This is a genomic window from Mycoplasma cottewii, from assembly GCF_024918975.1.
In the GTDB taxonomy this organism is placed as follows: Bacteria; Bacillota_I; Bacilli_A; order Mycoplasmatales; family Mycoplasmataceae; genus Mycoplasma; species Mycoplasma cottewii.
On record NZ_CP103424.1, the window covers coordinates 897,271 to 916,050 of the forward strand.

Sequence of the window (18,780 nt, forward strand, 5' to 3'; positions counted from 1 at the left end):
TCTTAGAATTTTAATCCTGCTTCTCTTGCTGCTTCAGCAAAAGCTTTTATTTTACCATGGTATAAGTATCCACCACGGTCGAATACTACTTCATTGATATTTGCAGCTAAAGCCTTTTTAGCAATTTCTTGAGCAACCATTTGAGCTGCTTCTTTATTCGCTTTGTTTTTTAAGTCCATTTTTAAAGTTGAAGCTGATACTAATGTAACTCCTTTAGTATCATCAATTATTTGAGCATAAAAGTTTGTGTTTGATTTAAATACGTTTAATCTTGGTCTTGCAGCTGTTCCGCTAACTTTTTGTCTTACTCTAAAGTGTCTACGTTTTCTTGCTTCTGATTTAGTAAATTTCATGTCCTATAACCTTAAGCTCTGGTTCTATTTACCAGCTGCTTTCCCTTCTTTTCTAATAATAATTTCATCTTTGTATTTAATTCCTTTTCCTTTGTATGGTTCAGGTTTTCTATATGCTCTAATGTTTGCTGCAACTTCTCCAACTAATTGTTTGTCAATTCCAGTAATAACTAATTCAGTTGGTTTAGGTGCTTGAATAGTTACACCTTCTGGAATCATGTATTCAATTGGATGTGAGTATCCTAAGCTTAAGTTTAATTTTTGTCCACTAACTGCAGCTTTATACCCAACCCCAGTAATTAATAATTCTTTTTTGAAACCTTCATTAACTCCAGTAATCATTCCTGAAAGTAATGAGTTAGTTGTTCCATGTAATTGTTTTGTGTGTTTTTGTTCATTTGCTCTTTTTGTAGCCACTTTATTATCAGCTACTTCGATTGAGATTAATGGTGAAAATTGTTTTGATAATGTTCCTTTTGATCCTTTAACTGTAACTGTATTGTCTGCTGATACTGTAATTTCAACTCCACTAGGGATAGCTAATATTCTGTTTCCTATACGTGACATATTTTCTATCTCCTTATTATCAAATAAATGCTAATACTTCTCCACCAGCGTTTGCTAGGCGAGCTTTTTTACCAGTCATAATTCCTTGTGATGTTGAAACGATTGAGATACCTAATCCGTTTAATACTTGTGGGATTTCGTTAGCTTGTGCATAAACTCTTAAACCAGGTTTTGAAATTTTCTTTAATCCTTGAATTACTCTAGTTTTTCCTTGGTATTTTAATTCGATAGTGATAGTTTTTTTAACATCACCTTCAACAGTGAAGTTTGAAATGAATCCTTCTTCTTTTAAAATTCTTGCTATCTCTAATTTTACTTTGCTTGATGGAACACTTACAGTTTTTAAGTATCTTTGGTTAGCATTTCTAATTCGAGTTAACATATCTGCAATAACATCTGTAGTCATATCTAATTGATTCCTTTCTTAATTTCTATCATGAAGCTTTTCTAATACCAGGAATTTGTCCTTCATAAGCAAATTTTCTAAAGCAAACACGGCAAATTCCAAATTTTTTAAGCACAGCGTGTGGTCTACCACAGTTATTACAACGTGTGTAATTTCTAACAGCAAATTTTTGATGTTTTTGTTGTTTTACTTTTAATGATTTTTTAGCCATCTATACAGTTCTCCCTTTATTATTTTTCGAATGGCATTCCCATTTTTTCTAATAATGCGAATGCTTCTTTATTAGTTTTAGCAGAAGTTACAATTGTGATATCCATACCACGTAATCTTTGAACTTTATCATAATCAATTTCTGGGAAGATGATTTGTTCTTTAATACCTGTTGTATAATTTCCAAATCCATCAAATGAGTTTCTTGACACACCTCTAAAGTCACGAACACGTGGTAAAGCAACGTTGATTAATCTGTCTAAGAAATCATACATTTTTTTACCTCTTAAAGTAACTTTAGTTCCAATTGGCATTCCTTCTCTTAATTTGAATACCGCTAATGATTTTTTAGCTTTTGTAATTAATGGTTTTTGACCAGATAATTTTTCTAATTCAGATACTGCTGCATCTAATTTTTTAGTATCAGTTGTAGCATCTCCGATTCCCATATTTATAACGATTTTTTCGATTTTTGGCACTTGCATTACTGATTTGTAGTTTAATTCTTTAAATAATTCAGGAACGATTTGTTCTTTGTATTTGATTTCTAATCTTGATTTCATAACTTATCTATTCCCTTCTAATTATTTAGCACTTTTAATTTGTGTTTTTGATTTTTTAGCAACACGAATTTTTTTACCATCAGTAATTTCAAATCCAACTCTTGTAGTAGCTTCTTTGTTTTTTGGATCTTGTAATGCTACGTTTGAAATATGGATTTTTGCTGGAATTTCTCTGATTCCACCTTCAGTATCTTGGTTTGAAGGTTTAACGTGTTTTTTAACGTTAATTCCTTGAACTGATACTCATTGTTTATCTTTTGATAATGAGATGATTGGTCCTAATTCACCTTTATGTGAACCAGCGATTACTTTAACCACGTCACCTTTTAAGATTTTTGATTTTGCCATTTGCTGGTTCCTCCTATAATACTTCTGGAGCTAGAGATGCAATTTTTGCAAATCCTGCTTCTTTAATTTCACGTGCGATTGGACCGAAAATACGAGTTCCACGTGGTGATTTATCATCTTTTACTAATACTGCTGCGTTTTCAGAAAATTTGATGTATGTTCCATCTTCTCTTCTTAATTCACGAGTAGTTCTAACAATAACAGCTTTAACAACTTGACCTTTTTTAACAACTGCACCTGGAGCTGCAGAAATAACTGAACAAACAATAATGTCACCAATACCTGAGAATTTTCTAACTGAACCACCTAAGTTACGAATAACACGAACTTCTTTAGCACCTGAGTTATCTGCTACTTTTAATTTAGATAATGTTTGAATCATATAATTTTATCTCCTATTATAAAGTTGCTTTTTCAATAACTTTAACTAATCTAAAGTTTTTAGTTTTTGATAAAGGACGTGTTTCCATGATTTCAACTTTGTCACCCATTTGAGCGATTTGTTGTTCATCGTGTGCTTTGTATTTTTTAGAATATTTAACACGTTTTTTGTAAATTGGGTGGTTTTTGTAAGTTTCAACTAACACAGTAATAGTTTTGTCCATTTTGTCAGAAACAACTTTACCGATTAATGTTCTTCTACTATTTCTTTGCATCGTCTTCGTTCTCCTTTGTTACTTTTTTTCTAGGACTTGGTTTTTTTTCTTCTTTTTTTTCTTCAGCTTTAACTTCAGCGTTTTCTTCTTGACCTGCAGCCATAGCTTCAGCCATAGCTTGTTGCATGTCGTTTTCTTCTACTTCAGTTCCAAATTGTTGATTGTATTGTTCTTCGATCATTTTTCTTTGTTTTGCTCTAACTTCTTTTCCTGCTTTTTCAGCTTCAGCAACTGCTGCGTTGTAGTCAGCTTTGATAACTTTATTAGTGTTTTCTCCGCTTAAACGTCTTTCAGCTAAAGTTAATTCAATTCTTGCAATTTCTTTTTTAATTTCTTTAATACGGTGAGTTTGTTCTAAACTTCCAACTGCTGCTTGGAATTTTAAAGCAAATAGTTCAGCTCTTTTAGATTCACCAGCTTTGATTAATTCATCAACTGATAAGTTTCTAATATCTGTCATTTTTGATTTAGCCATTAATTTTCACCTCTTTTAACAAATTTACAACGAATTGGAAGTTTGTGAGCAGCTAATCTTAAAGCTTCTCTTGCAACTTCTTCACTAACTTGAGCAACTTCGAACATAACTGTTCCTTTTTTAACAACTGCTACTCATTTTTCTGGGTTCCCTTTTCCTGATCCCATACGTACTTCTGCAGGTTTTTTAGACATTGACATATGTGGGAAAATTCTCATTCAAATTTTTCCATCACGTCTCATGTAACGAGTCATAGCAATACGTGCTGCTTCGATTTGGTGGTTGTCAATTCAAGCACCATCTAAAGCCATTAATCCAAATTCACCAAAGTTAATTTCTTTAGCTCCTTTAGCTTTTCCTTCATAACTAACTCTGTGAGGTTTACGATATTTAGTTCTTTTTGGCATTAACATAATTATCTTTTTCCTCCTTTGTTAGCTTTTGGTTTTTCCATAACTGATGAAGGTTTATTAGAATTTTTCATGTTTCCTAAAACTTCACCGTGGTTGATTCAAACTTTAACTCCGATTTGTCCATAAGTAGTTGGAGCTTCATATAAAGCATAATCAACATTAGCTCTTAAAGTTGATAGAGGAACTGAACCTTCTAAGTAACCTTCAGTACGAGCCATTTCAACTCCACCTAAACGTCCACTTACAGCAGTTTTAATTCCTTTAACTCCTGCTTTTAATGCTTTTCTGATTGCTAATTTTTGAACTGTTCTGAATGAAGCACGGTTTGTGATTTGTTCTCCAATTCATCTAGCAACTAAAGTTGCATCAGCATCAGGATTTGAAATTTCAACAACTTTAACATTAACTTTTAAGTTTTTGTTTTTAACTGTTTTTTTAACAGTTAAAGCGATATTTTCAACATTTTTACCTTCTTGACCTAAAACGATAGCTGGACGAGCAGTTTTAATGATTAAAGTTAAATCTTTAGTAGTTCTTTCGATATCAATTTTTGATACAGCAGCATCTTTTAATAATTTGAATACAGCGTTACGAATTTTAATATCTTGATCTAATCATTTAACGTATTGAGTTTTTTCAGCATATCATCTGTTTTCTCAATCTCTAACAATTCCTAAACGTAAAACATTTGGTGATACTTTTTGTCCCATTTTCTACTTGTCCTTTCTATCTTTCGTCACTTACCACGATTACGATGTGGCTAGTTCTTTTTAAAATTTCATATGCTCTACCGTGAGCTCTTGGTCTAAAACGTTTTAATGTTGGTCCTTCGTTAACAAAGATTGTTTTAACGAATAATTTGTCAGCATCCATACCATTGTTGTTAACAGCATTAGCGATAGCTGAGTTTAGTAATTTTAATACAGGTTCAACTGCATCTTTGTTTGTGTTTTGTAGAATTGCGATTGCATTTGCTACAGGTTTGTTTCTGATTGTATCTGCTACTAATCTAACTTTTCTAGGAGAGATACGAATCATAGATAATTTTGCTTTTGCTTCCATATTAATTCTTATCCCTTCCTATTATTTTTTCTTACCTTTTTTCTTATCGTCACCATGTCCACCGAATTTACGAGTTGGAGAAAATTCACCTAATTTGTTTCCAACCATATCTTCAGTAACATAAACTGGGATAAATTCTTTTCCGTTATAAACACCGAATGTTTTACCGATGAATTCAGGGAAAATAGTTGATCTACGTGATCAAGTTTTGATTACTTCTCCATCTTTAGATGATTCAGCTTTTTTGAATAAGCTTTCATCAACGAATGGTCCTTTTTTCAATGATCTTGCCATATTATTTATTCTCCCTTTCTATTATTTTTTATTACGTCTTCTTACAATTAGTTTTTCTGAAGCTTTTCTTGTGTTTCTTGTTTTTACTCCTAATGCAGGTTTTCCTCATGGAGTCACTGGAGATTTACGTCCAATTGGAGTACGTCCTTCTCCCCCTCCGTGTGGGTGGTCGTTAGGGTTCATTACAGATCCACGAACAGTTGGACGAATTCCTCTTCAACGGTTACGTCCTGCTTTTCCTCAGTTAACTAAATTGTATTCTTCGTTTCCTACTTCACCGATTGTTGCGTAACATTCAGCTAAAACTTTTCTAACTTCTCCAGATGATAAACGTAAAGTTACATATTTACCGTCATCATCTTTACCTAAGATTTGAACTGATGAACCAGCACTTCTTGCCATTTGTCCACCTTTTCCTGGTTTTAATTCAACGTTGTGAATTAAAGTACCTTCAGGAATGTTTTTTAATGGTGCTGCATTACCAACTTTAATATCAGCGTTTTCTGATGCAACAATTTTCATTCCTACTTGCATTCCTTTAGCAAATAATACGTAACGTTTTTCTCCGTCTAAGTAGTTTACTAAACAGATGAATGCATTTCTGTTTGGATCGTATTCGATTGATGCTATTGTTCCAACAACATCTCTTTTATTTCTTTTGAAATCAATAACACGGTATTTTTGTTTGTGTCCCCCACCTTTATGGCGAGTAGTAATTAAACCACGGTTATTTCTTCCGGCTTTAGAACTTTTTGAAACAACTAATGATTTTTCAGGTGTATCTGTTGTAAGAATTTTTGAATAATCAATTGTAGTCATATTTCTACGACCATTAGTTGTTGATTTATATTTCTTAATTGCCATGATTTTCCCTTTCTATTTAATGCGCTTACAATAATTTATCCGGGTAGATCTATCTATAAGTCGCTTATTCCGCTAAGTCGTTTAAGACTTCTAATTGTTCACCAGCTTTTAAAGTGATGATTGCTTTTTTGAATGAATTTGTTTTTCCAACAAATCTTCCCACTCTTTTTTCTTTTCCGTCATAGTTCATAGTTCTAACTGATGCTACTTTAACTTCAAAGATTTCTTCAAAAGTTTTTTTAATTTGAACTTTGTTAGCTTTTTTATCTACTAAGAATGTATACACACCATTTTGGTGTCCCATGTATGACTTTTCTGTTAACACAGGTTTTTTAATAACTTCTGTTAAGTGCATTATGCGTATACCCCCTCAACCGCTAAAACAGCTTCTTCTGTAATTAATAATTTAGTTGCATTTAGTAAGTCGAATACATTTAATTGGTTAGCAGCTAATGTTTTAACTTTACTAATGTTGTTTGCTGATTTTAATACTAACTCATCTTTTTCTTTAGTAACGATTAGTGTTTTTTGATCATCAATTTTTAAATCTTTCATTACTTCAACCATACCTTTTGTAGATGGTTTTGCAAATTCAAATTTGTCAACGATTACAAGATTGTTTTCTTTAGCTTTTAATGATAATGCTGATCTAAATGCTAAAGCTCTAACTTTTTTGTTAACACTTTTTGTGTAATTAATATCAGGTGTTGGACCAAAGACAACTCCCCCACCTCTTCATTGAGGTGCTCTAATAGATCCTTGACGAGCACGTCCAGTACCTTTTTGTTTTCAAGGTTTACGTCCTCCTCCAGAAACTTCAGCACGGGTTTTAACTTTTCTAGTTCCTTGTCTTAAAGCAGCTTGTTGAGCAACAACAGTGTCATAAATAGCTTGTTGGTGAGGTTCGATTCCTCATACGTTATCATTTAAAGTAATTTCTTTAACTTCATTACCTTTAATATTTAAAACTTGTATTTTCATCTGTTACCTCTCTAATTAAGCTTCTGTTGATTCTGATTCAACTTTTGCGTTTCTATTTAATAATTCTGCTGCTTGTTTGCTTTGTAGTCCTTTAACATTTTGTTTAATTTGAACAAATCCTTTTTTAGGTCCTGGAATTGATCCTTTAATTAACATTAAGTTGTTTACTGAATCAATTGCAATGATTTCTAAGTTTTGGATAGTTCTTTTTGCATGTCCCATGTGACCTGCCATTTTTTTAGATTTAAAGATACGGTTAATGATTGCTCCCATTGAACCTATTCCACGGTGGTATCCTGATCCGTGTGCCATTGGTCCACGTGAGTAATTATGTCTTTTAATTCCCCCGGCAAATCCTTTACCTTTAGTAATTCCTGTAACATCAACGTATTCACCAGAAACGAATACATCACTAGCATTAATAACTTGACCTAGTTCATATCCAGTCATGTTTCTGATTTCTTTTACGAAGCGCTTAGGAGCTGAATTAGATTTTTTGAAGTGTCCTAATTCAGGTTTATTTACTAAGTTAACTCTTTTATCAACAGTTCCTAATTGAACAGCTGTATATCCGTCAGTTTCTTGTGTTTTAACTTGTAAAACTGTGTTTGGTTGAACTTCAACTACTGTAACTGGTACTAATTGTCCTGCTTCAGTAAATACTTGAGTCATTTCCAATTTACGTCCTAAGATTCCTTTCATTGTTTTCCTCCTAATTGATAATCATGTATATTCGGGCAAATTTTATATTTTGTATTTTCTAATGAATTTAAGAAGATTATTATAATTTAATTTCGATATCTACACCGCTAGGTAATTGAACTCTTTTTAGAACATCCATTGTAGCTGGTGTTGGGTTTAAAATTTCTAATAATCTTTTGTGTGTTCTCATTTCAAATTGTTCTCTTGAGTATTTGTAAACGTGAACAGATCTTAAAATAGTAATAATTTGTTTTTCTGTTGGTAATGGGATTGGTCCACGAACTTTAGCACCAGTACCTTCAGCAGCTTGAATTATTTTAGCGATGCTTTGATCAACAATAGCGTGATCATAGCCTTTTAATTTAATTCTCATTTTTTGTTCTGCCATGCTAACCTCCTGTTTTATCATTTTATCAACAACACTTACCAGTGTGTTGTAATAGAGCACACAAAATATACATGCAATTTATATTCTACACTAGTTTATATAAAAATACTATACCTATTTTCCATTATTTTCTAAAAGGTAAAAAGTTATCTCCTACGTTTCCCACTTTAAGCATAAAATAACAGTTTAAACTTATAAACCCAAATTTATAAGCCGACTGTTATTTTTTTAAAATTTCTAAAATAGTATGATAAGTATCTCAACTTTCTTTTAACTCATCATTAAACACTTGTATTGTTTCTGTTTTTTGTTTGTTTACAAATACCTCAATTTCTTTAACATCTTTAATAACGTTAATCATTTTATGTTCAGTAATTCTATCTTTACCTTGCAATTCTAATCTAGAATTTAAAAGATAAATTACATAATTTAAAAACACTAAAGATACAAAACATAGACATATATATCCAACAATATGATTTCATGTTGATAAATACATCGGACGAAGTGACAATTTACCTTTTAATGTTTTAAAATTAGATTCAATTTGTCACTGTTTTGAATATAAGTTCACAATATCAACTACAGCTAAATCAGTTCTATTTGTTTCATAAACATAATATCCATCGTATTTTTCATCTTCTTGTATTTTGGCTAAATCCAATTCATAAAAGCACCTTTATTTATAGGTTTGAAAAACTTATATTTTTTTGAACCAGCTAAATTTTCATAAGAAACTAGATTATCTTTGTTCATTTTTTTGACAAAATTTTGAACTAAGATATCTCTATCATTTTTGTCTTTTATTGCACGTTTTTTACTATAAGTTATTATCTGTTTTCTGAAATGACCGTTTGGTCGTTTTTTATTGTAAAAAGAAGCTATATCACGAACTTTGTATTTAAAAGTTCCATCTGTTATATAATCTTTTTCATCTAAAACGTACTCTTTAAATTGTTTGCTACCAGATTTCATTCTATAAGAGATTATGTAGTTTCAATTTTTAGATTCTAAGAATCTAATATTTTTGTTAATGCTCATACCTTTATCAGCGATGATAGTTACTGTGTTTATTTCATAAAGGTTGGCAATTTCTAACATAAAAGGGATAAATGTATTTGAATCAGCACTATTTCCAGGAAAAACTTTGTAATGTAATGGAATTCCATTTTCATCAGTTGCCATTCCTATTACAATTTGATCTTCTTTGAATTTTCCATCTTTTGAATAACCAGGTTTTTTAAAACCTTCTCTTGAGAATGTTTCAAAATATGCGGTTGTCGCATCAAATCACAATACATCAATTTTTCTGTTTGTGTTATCACAAATTTTCTTGTTTAAGTTTTTTAAAATCTCATCTTTGTTTTTTGCAATGTAATCTAATGATCTATAAAATGAATTTTTTGAGTGAGTGTCAATTCTTTCTTTTTTTATTGTTTTGTAAGTGTTAAATACGCTAATTGGATTTTTAATTCTTTGATAAATTAACTGCATAATAACATCTTTTAGTGTTGTTGATCTTGTAGTAGTGCAATTATCGAAAATATCGAAATAATCAAAGAGTTTTTCAATAATCTCGTAACCTTTATACCTTTCTATAACCTCTTTTTTAAACGATTTTTTCTCTTTGAAAATTTCATCTAACTTTGTCTTAGCTTGTTCTTTTGTTCAAGATAGTGGGAAGTTTGCAATAACTGCTTTAATCACAGTTAGTGGATCATCATGATATTCTTTCAATTCATGTAAATAACCATAACCAAATCTGAATTCATACCCCTTGTTATCTCTTCTTGGTACCCTGATTGATAAATATTCACCCTTTTTAACCCTTGCTATTGATGTTCTTCATTGTCTTTTTGTATCTTTTCTTGACTTTTTCATATTTGTATTATATCATATTTAAGCATAAAAGTATAGATATTTATATTTTTTTATAAAAAAATATAGCTACTAAAAACGCACTGTTTTTGTAGCTAAGTGGGAAACGTAGGAAAATACTATACCTATTTTCCATTATTTTCTAAAAGGTAAAAAGTTATCTAAAACAAAGTAAATAAAATAAAAAAATAGTCTAAAAAGACTATCTTTTACCTGCAACTATTTTTGTAAATTTATTAACTAAATAATTATCAACTTTACCGTTATATGTGTAAGCTAGTTTTTCATTACCGTTTAGTTTGAATTTATCTTCTTGAGAAGTTATTGGAAGATATAGATTTTTAGATTCTCAGTAGAACCCTTTGTCTTCACCTTCACTATTTGTGATTTCTTCATCAACAATAACTAATGGAGAAGCTTGACCTACATATTCAGAAACAGCAAGAGCATTTTCATATATAAAGTTAATAAATTTGTATGATAAATCTAAGTTTCTGCACTCTGTTGAAATAACCATACTATCAGAATATATATTTGTTGTTTCGTATCTTATTTCTGTTTTACCTTCAATAGTAACTTCGTGTTTTTTATTTGGTCTTCCAAAGATATATCCTTTTGTTCCACCAATTGGATCACCTTCTTCATCTCTTAGAGTGTTAGCAGTAGCAGCATCTCCATTATACATGAATGCAAAATCAAAGTTACCAATTGTAGCTTTATCAATTAAATCATCACCATTTAATGAAACATTAGGATTTCTAACTAACTCTTGAACATATTTTGCGGCTTCATCAACGACTTCTTTGCTTTCAATATTAACAATTTGACCAACACGTTGTGCACCGATCATAAATATGTTTTTTGGATCGTTATTTAAAACAACATTTTTTCCAGCTTCAGCTGCTTTTCATAGAATTTCTCAACTTAAAGTTGAATTATCTATTTCAGTTTCATTTGTTTCTTCAATAAACTTAACACCTTGTTCTTTTAAAAATTGTTTATTTTCTTTTGTTGGATTAACAATGATTGACATATCTCCTCATAAATAAGGAACTGCATAATCTATAATTGAATCAGTGTTTAAGTATTTTGCTTCTGGATCTTCTTCTTTTTTATCATCTTTGTTTTCTTCTAATTCGCGTTCAATAAGTCTAACTTCTGATTTAACCATTGTCTCTAATAATGGAGTTTGAATTTGTTTTGGTTTTTCTTGTTCTTCAGTTGACTCTGAATTTGAGTTATTTTCTTGGTCAGTGCTTTCTTCAGTAGACATTAAAGTTATAGTTTCATCTTTGTTTTCTTCTGTACCATCTTCAGGTTCATTAAAAGTGATTTGATTTCCATTTCTATCTTTAAAAGTTCCTCAAACATTTAATTTAGAATAATCTAGTTTTTGGATTCTTCCTTCGTTAGCTAAACGTTGAATCATATAATCACTAGGAACCATAACATCATAACCAACAGTTTGAATTTTATTATATAAATTCTCATTTGAGTCATAAGTTTGATAACTTATTTTTACTTTATGATCTTTTTCAAATTGTTCAATCAATTTTTCATCAATATACTCTCCTCAGTTCGCAACAATTAAATCATATGTATTGTTTAAAACATAAGCAGTAGTTAATCCTGAAAATGCACCAGCTGTTAAAATAACAACTGAAAAAGTTTTTCAAGTTCTAGCGATAAATGATTGAGCATGATATTTTGATTGATTTTTAATTAATAATTTCTTTTGTAAATTAATTACGTGTTCACTTAGTTTATTAAATTGTTTTTGTTTTTTATCAATTTTATTTTGATATTTAGTTTCAAAGTTTGAGATTAGTTTTTGTTTTTCTTCTTCTAAATGTTGAATTCGATCTTGATCATCACACATTTGAATTTTTAAATCAATTTGATTTGTGATTAAAACTTTTTTATAAATTCTAGTTAACACTTCATCGATTTTATCTGTTAGTTCATTAATTTTATTTTTTCTAACATCTTGAAAGTCATGTAGTTTTTCAACAACCATTCTTAATTTGTAGTGATCTTTTCCTTCTTCAAGTTCTATGATTCATTCTTCAAGATAATTAATTTTATTTTTATATCATTCAACAAGTTTTTTAGATGGATCTTTTTCTTGTTTTAATTCTTTTTGTAATGTTCTAATTTTAGCTTTAATTTTTTTAATTTTTAAACTAGCAGTTTTTTCACGTTCTTTGATAACTTCAATTTTATCTTCTAAAAATTCAATCTTTTCTTCTAAGTTTTGAATTTGTAAAGTTAGTTTAGCTGCTTTTTTAACATCAGTTGTTTTTATTAGTTGTAAATCTAATTGACTTAATTTTTTATTAGCTTTTTTTAATCTAACTTCATAACGTTTTTCTTTACCTATTTTCGATTTTAGTTTATATTGTTTTCATTGAAGTTTAGAAATCTTTTTATCATAGTTATTAGTTTTAAAAATAAATAATTTAAATTTTAAAGTAAAGTATTTAAATCATAAACTTAATCTAAATGAAGTTTTAATTATAGTTTTATTATTTAAAGTATCTTTTAAGTTTTCTAATTCTTTGTTTAATTTAGATAATTCTTTTAATTTATAAGTATTGTTTTGAATTTTTTGTTTTGTTTCAGTTTTGTATTGTTTATAAATAACAATTGCATTTCAAGTAATAATACAAATAGCAATTATTGCAACTAGACCTGTACCAAAAGCAAATACAAAAGGTTTTATTTTTTTAGCTGTATAAATGAATGTAGAAATGTTTGTTTGATCTCCACCAGTAAAATAAGAAATAATAAAGTCATCAAAACTCATTGCAAAAGCTATTGCACTTGCAGTTATAATAGCCGGTTTTAAAATAGGAATAATAACTTTAAACATAACTTGATGATTTTTAGCACCTAAATCATAACTAGCATCAATTAAGCTTGGATCAATTTTTCTTAATCTAGGCATAACTGTAATTAATACATAAGGCACGTTAAATGAAATATGAGCCATAATCAATGTTAAGATCCCGAATTTTAATCCACTTAATAAAAATACAATCATCAATGAAACTGCAGTAACAACATCAGCATTAATTAAAGGAACATTAGCAATTGAATATCATTTATTTCTTGTTGCTCTTTTTGTTTTACTTAAACCAATAGCAGCAAGTGTTCCAATTATTACTGAAACAATTGTTGAGACAACTGCAACAAATATAGAAGTAAAAATTGATTTTAAAAATGGTGAATCAGAAAACATTCTTGAATATCATCTAAATGAAAATCCTTCTCATCCTAAAGTAGTTTCTCCACCATTAAATGAAAGTACAACCATTGCAACAATCGGTGCATAAATAAACGCAATAATTATTGCAAAGTAACTATTTTTTAAGAATCTTTTCATTTTTCTTACCACCCCTTACTTCAAATTTATTACTTAATAATTTCATAATTATAATAATAGCAAATACCATGATAGCTAAAACAACTGAAATTGCTGCACCAAATCCAAAATCACTTCCTTGGAAGAAGTATGATTCAATAGCTTGAGCAATTAAGTTAATTTTTCCATCACCCATATAATGAACAACTATCAGACTAGTTGCTGCTTGAACTAAAACTAAACTAAATCCAGTTAAAACTCCTGGCATTGATGAACGTAATGTTATAGTTCAAAAAGTTTTAAATGGTGAACAACCTAAATCTTGAGCAGCGTGCTCTAAATCTCTAGGTCTTGATTCTAATGAATCATAAATTGGAGCAATTGCAAAAGGTAAGAACATATAAGTCATACCAATAACCATCGCAATTGGTGTACCAATTGAAGATGCTGCAAATAAGTAAAATAAAGATCTAAGTCCTAAGACTTTTAAAAGCATAGAAATTCACATAGGCATTGTAACGATTACTCACATATTTCTTGCTAGAATTTTTGATCTCATTTTAGACATAATTAATGCAATTGGATATCCCATTAAAACACACATAACTCCTGCAGCAAATGCATAAGCAATTGAAAGTAATAATGAAATCATAAGATCATTATCAGTAAATAAAGTAATGAATTTTTCAATAGATACTCTAAAAAGTTTAATTCCATCAGCTGGTTGAACAACAGCATAAATAACAATCAAAATTAAAGGAAGCACAACTAAAAATGACATTACTACAAAAAATGGTAATAATATCGGTCATACTTTTCCTTTTGCGAAATTAAACATTTTAGTTTGAGAAAGTCGGTTATTAATTTCTTTTATTTTTAATCTGAAATTTTCACGTTTGATTTGTTCTTTTTGATCATCAATAGCTTCTTCAAGTTCTTCTTGATTAAAACCATTTAAGTTAACTTGAACGTCTTTTAGATTTTTATCTTTCATAAACTATTCAACTTCTTTTCACATAACGTGAATACTTTCATATTTTCATTTAATAGAAACTTTTTGACCAACTTTATATTCATCAATTGTATCGATGATTCATTCTCTACCTTTTGAGGTTTTAACAATGATTTCTCAAAGATTTCCTTTGAAAGTAGTATTTATAACTGTTACATTGAAAAATCCTTTATCTACTTTATCGATAATTATGTCTTCTGGTCTTATAACAATATCGATATTTTTTTCTTTTTCACCAAAGTTTGTATCCATACATACAAATTCTTTACCATCAAATTTAACTAGATTATCTCTTACAAAAGTTCCATCAGTTATGATGTTTGAACTACCAATAAAGTTAGCTACTCATGCATTTTCTGGTTCATTATAAATTTCTTCAGGTGTTCCAATTTGTTGAATAATTCCATCATTCATAACAACAACACGATCACTCATACTTAACGCTTCTTCTTGATCGTGACTTACCATAATAAATGTAATTCCAATTTCACGTTGTAGACGTTTTAATTCTTCTTGCATTGTTTTTCTTAATTTAACATCTAATGCAGCCATAGGTTCATCTAATAATAAAACTTTAGGTTTCATAACAAGTGCTCTAGCAATTGCAACACGTTGTTTTTGTCCACCAGATAGTTCAGATACTTTTTTCTCTTCATATCCTTCTAAACCAACTTGACGAATTTGTTTTGCCACTTCACGTTCTATCATGTCTTGTTTAGTTTTTTTAACTCTTAATCCAAAAGCAATATTTTCAAAAACATTTAAATGCGGAAATAAAGCATATGATTGGAAAATAGTATTGAATTGACGTTTATTAATTGGAATAGGTAATAAGTTTTTATCTTCAAATAAAATTTCACCACTGTTTGGTTTTTCAAATCCACCTATGATTTTTAATGTTGTAGTTTTACCACATCCACTTGGTCCTAAAAAAGTAATGAATTCTCCTTCTTTAATATTGAAACTAATACCTTTTAAAACAACTCTACCATCAAATTCTTTTGTAACGTTTCTTAATTCTAATATATTATTTTTCACAGTTCTCCTCCTATATTCACTGTATTGAATATTAATAATTTAAATACAATAACAGAAGTCTAAAAAGACTCCTACTTAAGGGAGAGACTTTCGGTTTCTAAAGTTATTTCTTTAATTTGAGAATGAGAAAAAATAACATCTAGTCATTCAACAATTATGTAATTGATTTGTTTTAACATTTTCTCATCTCTTTTCTATAAATAATTTTATTTTTAAATACAATACTTTTAATTGTAAATTGTTTTAAAAAAAATACAAATAAAAATTTTTTTCTAATAATTTTATTTGTTTTTAATATTAATTTTTAGGTATTGGTTCTTTTAAAACATGTTTGTAGATATAGTGTCCAACTCCACCATCATCACAACTTAATTCAGTTATATCATTTGCTGCTTTTCTAACGTTATCACGATAGTAATTTTTCATTACAACTCCAGTTCCAGCAAATTTTAATGCTTCAATATCGTTTTCTCCATCACCAAAGAAAATAATTTCTTCAGGTTTAATATTTAATTCATTAGCAACATATTCTAATCCATAACCTTTATTAATTGATTTAGGATTAATTTCAACATTTTCTTTAGCATTAGTAATGTAACTAAATGAATAAATACTATAACCTCTTTCTTCAATTTCTTTTCTTAAAGCTCTCATATTTTGACGTTTACCAAAACAAATATATTTAGTGATTATTGCATCTGGATCTTTTTTAGGATCATAAGTTTTAACAACTCTTTTAACTCTTCTTTTCATTCATAAAGCAAATATTGAAAATCCTTTACTTTTATAAGCTGTATTTTCATCTAATGCGTAAGCAAAAACATGAGCTTTATGTTTCATAGCTAACTCAAATATTTCTTTACTTTCTTTTTTAGTAAAATGTTTAGTATATCTAACTTTAACACTACCATCAGTTTCATAACTAAAAACTTGTCCACCATTTAAACTAACAAATGGAATTCCTGTATTCATTACATCTAATTGTTCAGCTGCAACTCTTGTTGTATTAATATTTCTTCCTGTTGCGATTACGATTTTAATACCTTTTTCTTGTGCTCTTTTTATTGCTTGTTTAGTTAATTTATTAATACCGCATTTGTGTGATAAAACTGTTCCGTCCAAATCGATTGCGATCATTTTATACATAGTAAAACACTCCTTTTAAAATAATTATAACAAGTTAATCTTTATAAGATATCTAGTAAATTTTCACACTAAATAACATTTATCTCAATAATTTTTACTTAAAAAACTGTTTTTAAAAATTATAATAAAGATAAGAGGCAAAAATGGGAGGCATCAAAATGAAAGATCAATCAAATTGCTCGGAAAATTTTAATTGTTTAGATAAACTAAAAATTGATTTAAGAAAGCAAACAAAAGAAAAAAGATGAGACGAAACTTTTTTAAAAGCTAATTATCAATTAGATGATTATAGTAAAGTGTTAAATTGTTCTATAGCTGATACTGATTTTGGAACACCGACATTTATATCAGATGAAATAATAGCTAGAGCTAATCAAAGAAGTTATAGTTATACATACATATTTGACGAATCAATAAAAGCAATAGTTGAATGATATAAAAAATTACATAATATTTCATTAGAAGAAAAATGAATAAGACTAGGTAATGGTACAGTTAATGCAATGCATCAAGCGATTATTGCTATGACTAATGAAAATGATTCAATTTTAATTCAATCACCATTGTATAAACCATTTGAAAAAAGCATACTATCAAACAATAGAAAAGTGGTTGAAAATAAACTTATTTTTGACCAACAAGCTAAAACATATAAAATTGATTTTGATGATTTTGAAAATAAAATCAAAACTAATAATGTAAAAATGTTTATGTTCTGTAATCCTCATAATCCAGGTGGAATCACATGAAGTAAAGAAGATATTGAAAAAATAATTAAAATTTGTGAAGAAAATAATGTTTTTATATTTTCTGATGAAGTCCACGGTGATTTAGTTTTAAACAATAAACAACACTTATCATTACTTAGATTTGATGTGAAAAATGATTTCTTTGTTATAGCAACTTCACCAAGTAAATTATTTAATTTAGCAGGTTTACAAGGTTCATTTATAATTACAAAAAATGCTGAAGTTTATACAAAAATAAATGAAGCTTATACAAAAAGCGGACTAAATTTACCAAATGTGTTTTCTCAACAAGCAATGATTGCTGCTTATACAAAAGACGAAACTTTAAGTTGAGTTGAAAAATTTAAAACATATATAATGCAAAACTTTGATTATGTAAAACAAAACTTATTAGATAAATACAATGATGTATTAAAATATGTAGAAATGGATTCTTCATATGTTGTTTGAGTTCAATTTAATTCAGTAACACCTGAAGAATTTAAACAAAATCTTTCAAAAGAAAACTTAATTGTAAACATAAGTGAAGACTTTTATAACGCAGAAAAAAATTGATTTAGAATTAACATAGCTTGTCCTAAAGAAGAACTTAGTGACTTAGTGAATAGATTGAAAAAAGTTTTAAAATTAAACTAGGAGGATATGAAAATGAAAGTAATTAACACAAATAATGCACCAAAAGCTATTGGTCCATACTCACAAGCAATTCAAATTTGTAATGGAACATTATACTTATCAGGACAATTAGGATTAGATGCAAAAACAATGGAATTACCAGAATGTTTAATTGAACAAACAAAAAATGTTTTTGCAAATATTGATGCTATTTTAAAAGAAGCAGGATATTCAAAAAATGATGTTGTTAAAACTTTAGTTTTATTAAAAGATATCAATAGTTTTTCAAAAGTTAACGAACTTTATGAAGAATACTTTGAAGATCACAAACCAGCAAGAAGTGCTTTTCAAGTTGCAGCTTTACCAAAAGATGCAGCAATAGAAATAGAAGTAATTGCTTATAAAAATTCAAACAATAATTGTTCAATGTAATTTTCAACCTGAACTTTTCACAAGTGTGTGACTAGTTTAGGTTTTTATTAATCTCTTTTGTACATTGATTTATATCTCTTTCAGATATTTTAAATGCAGATAAAATTATTTTTTGAGTCTTACTTAAACCATATGAACTAACATATGTTTTATTGAATTTTGCTAGTTCCATTTTTGATAGTTCACTAAACAGTGTATTCACTGTATGTTGTCTATTGTCAGATAAAAATTCTTTCATGCAATAACTAAAATACGATCTAACAA

At 28.8% G+C, this 18,780-nt stretch carries 25 protein-coding genes and 1 pseudogene; 2 read left to right on the forward strand and 24 right to left on the reverse strand.

The genetic code is table 4. The features are described from left to right. Positions 1-2 precede the first annotated feature (2 nt). From rplR to NX779_RS04005, 23 genes and pseudogenes are all read right to left on the reverse strand, one after another. A complete protein-coding gene (gene rplR / locus NX779_RS03895; protein WP_259430098.1) occupies positions 3-353 on the reverse strand; it encodes a 50S ribosomal protein L18 in 351 nt (116 codons plus the stop codon). Positions 354-377: 24 nt separating this feature from the next. Continuing rightward, a complete protein-coding gene (gene rplF / locus NX779_RS03900) occupies positions 378-920 on the reverse strand; it encodes a 50S ribosomal protein L6 (protein ID WP_259430099.1) in 543 nt (180 codons plus the stop codon). 16 nt (positions 921-936) lie between these two features. Beyond that, entirely contained in the window at positions 937-1,326 is a 390-nt protein-coding gene (rpsH, locus tag NX779_RS03905) for a 30S ribosomal protein S8 (protein WP_004429038.1), read from the reverse strand. A gap of 25 nt (positions 1,327-1,351) precedes the next feature. After that, a complete protein-coding gene (locus NX779_RS03910) occupies positions 1,352-1,537 on the reverse strand; it encodes a type Z 30S ribosomal protein S14 (RefSeq protein ID WP_004429037.1) in 186 nt (61 codons plus the stop codon). 19 nt (positions 1,538-1,556) lie between these two features. Beyond that, positions 1,557-2,099, reverse strand: a complete 543-nt coding sequence (gene rplE / locus NX779_RS03915; protein ID WP_259430100.1) for a 50S ribosomal protein L5 — start codon at positions 2,097-2,099, stop codon at positions 1,557-1,559. A gap of 21 nt (positions 2,100-2,120) precedes the next feature. Continuing rightward, positions 2,121-2,447, reverse strand: a complete 327-nt coding sequence (rplX, locus tag NX779_RS03920; RefSeq protein WP_259430101.1) for a 50S ribosomal protein L24 — start codon at positions 2,445-2,447, stop codon at positions 2,121-2,123. 13 nt (positions 2,448-2,460) lie between these two features. After that, on the reverse strand, positions 2,461-2,829 hold the full coding sequence (gene rplN / locus NX779_RS03925; RefSeq protein ID WP_004429034.1) for a 50S ribosomal protein L14: 369 nt from the start codon (positions 2,827-2,829) through the stop codon (positions 2,461-2,463). 16 nt (positions 2,830-2,845) lie between these two features. Beyond that, the gene (gene rpsQ, locus NX779_RS03930; protein WP_004429033.1) at positions 2,846-3,103 is read right to left on the reverse strand and encodes a 30S ribosomal protein S17; all 258 of its coding nucleotides are present in this window, start codon (positions 3,101-3,103) and stop codon (positions 2,846-2,848) included. After that, complete coding sequence (rpmC, locus tag NX779_RS03935) at positions 3,090-3,578, reverse strand: 50S ribosomal protein L29 (protein WP_259430102.1); 489 nt, start codon at positions 3,576-3,578, stop codon at positions 3,090-3,092. Before rpmC ends, rpsQ begins: the two co-directional genes overlap by 14 nt. Further along, positions 3,578-3,991, reverse strand: a complete 414-nt coding sequence (gene rplP / locus NX779_RS03940; RefSeq protein WP_050517886.1) for a 50S ribosomal protein L16 — start codon at positions 3,989-3,991, stop codon at positions 3,578-3,580. The genes rpmC and rplP overlap by 1 nt, the downstream gene beginning before the upstream one ends. A 2-nt stretch (positions 3,992-3,993) precedes the next feature. Further along, the gene (gene rpsC, locus NX779_RS03945) at positions 3,994-4,701 is read right to left on the reverse strand and encodes a 30S ribosomal protein S3 (RefSeq protein WP_259430103.1); all 708 of its coding nucleotides are present in this window, start codon (positions 4,699-4,701) and stop codon (positions 3,994-3,996) included. 16 nt (positions 4,702-4,717) lie between these two features. Continuing rightward, entirely contained in the window at positions 4,718-5,053 is a 336-nt protein-coding gene (gene rplV, locus NX779_RS03950) for a 50S ribosomal protein L22 (protein WP_004429026.1), read from the reverse strand. A 21-nt stretch (positions 5,054-5,074) separates the two neighbouring features. Then, positions 5,075-5,347 carry a 30S ribosomal protein S19 gene (rpsS, locus tag NX779_RS03955; RefSeq protein ID WP_259430104.1) on the reverse strand — a complete coding sequence of 91 codons (273 nt, stop codon included), beginning with the start codon at positions 5,345-5,347 and terminating at the stop codon, positions 5,075-5,077. Positions 5,348-5,368: 21 nt separating this feature from the next. Continuing rightward, a complete protein-coding gene (gene rplB, locus NX779_RS03960; protein ID WP_004429021.1) occupies positions 5,369-6,211 on the reverse strand; it encodes a 50S ribosomal protein L2 in 843 nt (280 codons plus the stop codon). Positions 6,212-6,275: 64 nt separating this feature from the next. Continuing rightward, positions 6,276-6,566 carry a 50S ribosomal protein L23 gene (gene rplW / locus NX779_RS03965; protein ID WP_259430105.1) on the reverse strand — a complete coding sequence of 97 codons (291 nt, stop codon included), beginning with the start codon at positions 6,564-6,566 and terminating at the stop codon, positions 6,276-6,278. After that, on the reverse strand, positions 6,566-7,192 hold the full coding sequence (rplD, locus tag NX779_RS03970) for a 50S ribosomal protein L4 (RefSeq protein ID WP_042733528.1): 627 nt from the start codon (positions 7,190-7,192) through the stop codon (positions 6,566-6,568). Before rplD ends, rplW begins: the two co-directional genes overlap by 1 nt. Before the next feature lie 15 nt (positions 7,193-7,207). Next, entirely contained in the window at positions 7,208-7,894 is a 687-nt protein-coding gene (rplC, locus tag NX779_RS03975; protein WP_259430106.1) for a 50S ribosomal protein L3, read from the reverse strand. A gap of 79 nt (positions 7,895-7,973) precedes the next feature. Continuing rightward, positions 7,974-8,282 carry a 30S ribosomal protein S10 gene (gene rpsJ / locus NX779_RS03980; RefSeq protein ID WP_042733529.1) on the reverse strand — a complete coding sequence of 103 codons (309 nt, stop codon included), beginning with the start codon at positions 8,280-8,282 and terminating at the stop codon, positions 7,974-7,976. Positions 8,283-8,502: 220 nt separating this feature from the next. Beyond that, positions 8,503-10,163: pseudogene (locus tag NX779_RS03985) on the reverse strand (IS1634 family transposase). A gap of 199 nt (positions 10,164-10,362) precedes the next feature. Then, positions 10,363-13,545: a spermidine/putrescine ABC transporter permease/substrate-binding protein gene (potCD, locus tag NX779_RS03990; RefSeq protein ID WP_259430107.1), complete on the reverse strand. Its 3,183-nt coding sequence runs from the start codon at positions 13,543-13,545 to the stop codon at positions 10,363-10,365. Then, positions 13,523-14,518 (reverse strand): spermidine/putrescine ABC transporter permease, encoded by a 996-nt coding sequence (potB, locus tag NX779_RS03995; RefSeq protein WP_259430108.1) that lies wholly within the window; start codon positions 14,516-14,518, stop codon positions 13,523-13,525. The genes potCD and potB overlap by 23 nt, the downstream gene beginning before the upstream one ends. Positions 14,519-14,521: 3 nt before the next feature. Then, entirely contained in the window at positions 14,522-15,574 is a 1,053-nt protein-coding gene (potA, locus tag NX779_RS04000) for a spermidine/putrescine ABC transporter ATP-binding protein (protein WP_259430109.1), read from the reverse strand. A 297-nt stretch (positions 15,575-15,871) separates the two neighbouring features. After that, positions 15,872-16,720: a Cof-type HAD-IIB family hydrolase gene (locus NX779_RS04005; protein WP_259430110.1), complete on the reverse strand. Its 849-nt coding sequence runs from the start codon at positions 16,718-16,720 to the stop codon at positions 15,872-15,874. Between the two features lie 158 nt (positions 16,721-16,878). Between NX779_RS04005 and NX779_RS04010 the strand changes: the two genes are divergently transcribed. Together NX779_RS04010 and NX779_RS04015 are read left to right on the forward strand one after the other, a co-directional pair. Continuing rightward, the gene (locus NX779_RS04010) at positions 16,879-18,105 is read left to right on the forward strand and encodes a MalY/PatB family protein (RefSeq protein ID WP_259430111.1); all 1,227 of its coding nucleotides are present in this window, start codon (positions 16,879-16,881) and stop codon (positions 18,103-18,105) included. A gap of 12 nt (positions 18,106-18,117) precedes the next feature. Beyond that, on the forward strand, positions 18,118-18,516 hold the full coding sequence (locus NX779_RS04015; RefSeq protein ID WP_310795078.1) for a RidA family protein: 399 nt from the start codon (positions 18,118-18,120) through the stop codon (positions 18,514-18,516). Positions 18,517-18,547: 31 nt separating this feature from the next. Here NX779_RS04015 and NX779_RS04020 read toward each other — a convergent pair whose 3' ends face one another. After that, positions 18,548-18,754, reverse strand: coding sequence for a hypothetical protein (locus NX779_RS04020; RefSeq protein ID WP_259430113.1), 207 nt, complete (start codon positions 18,752-18,754; stop codon positions 18,548-18,550). Positions 18,755-18,780: the final 26 nt, after the last annotated feature.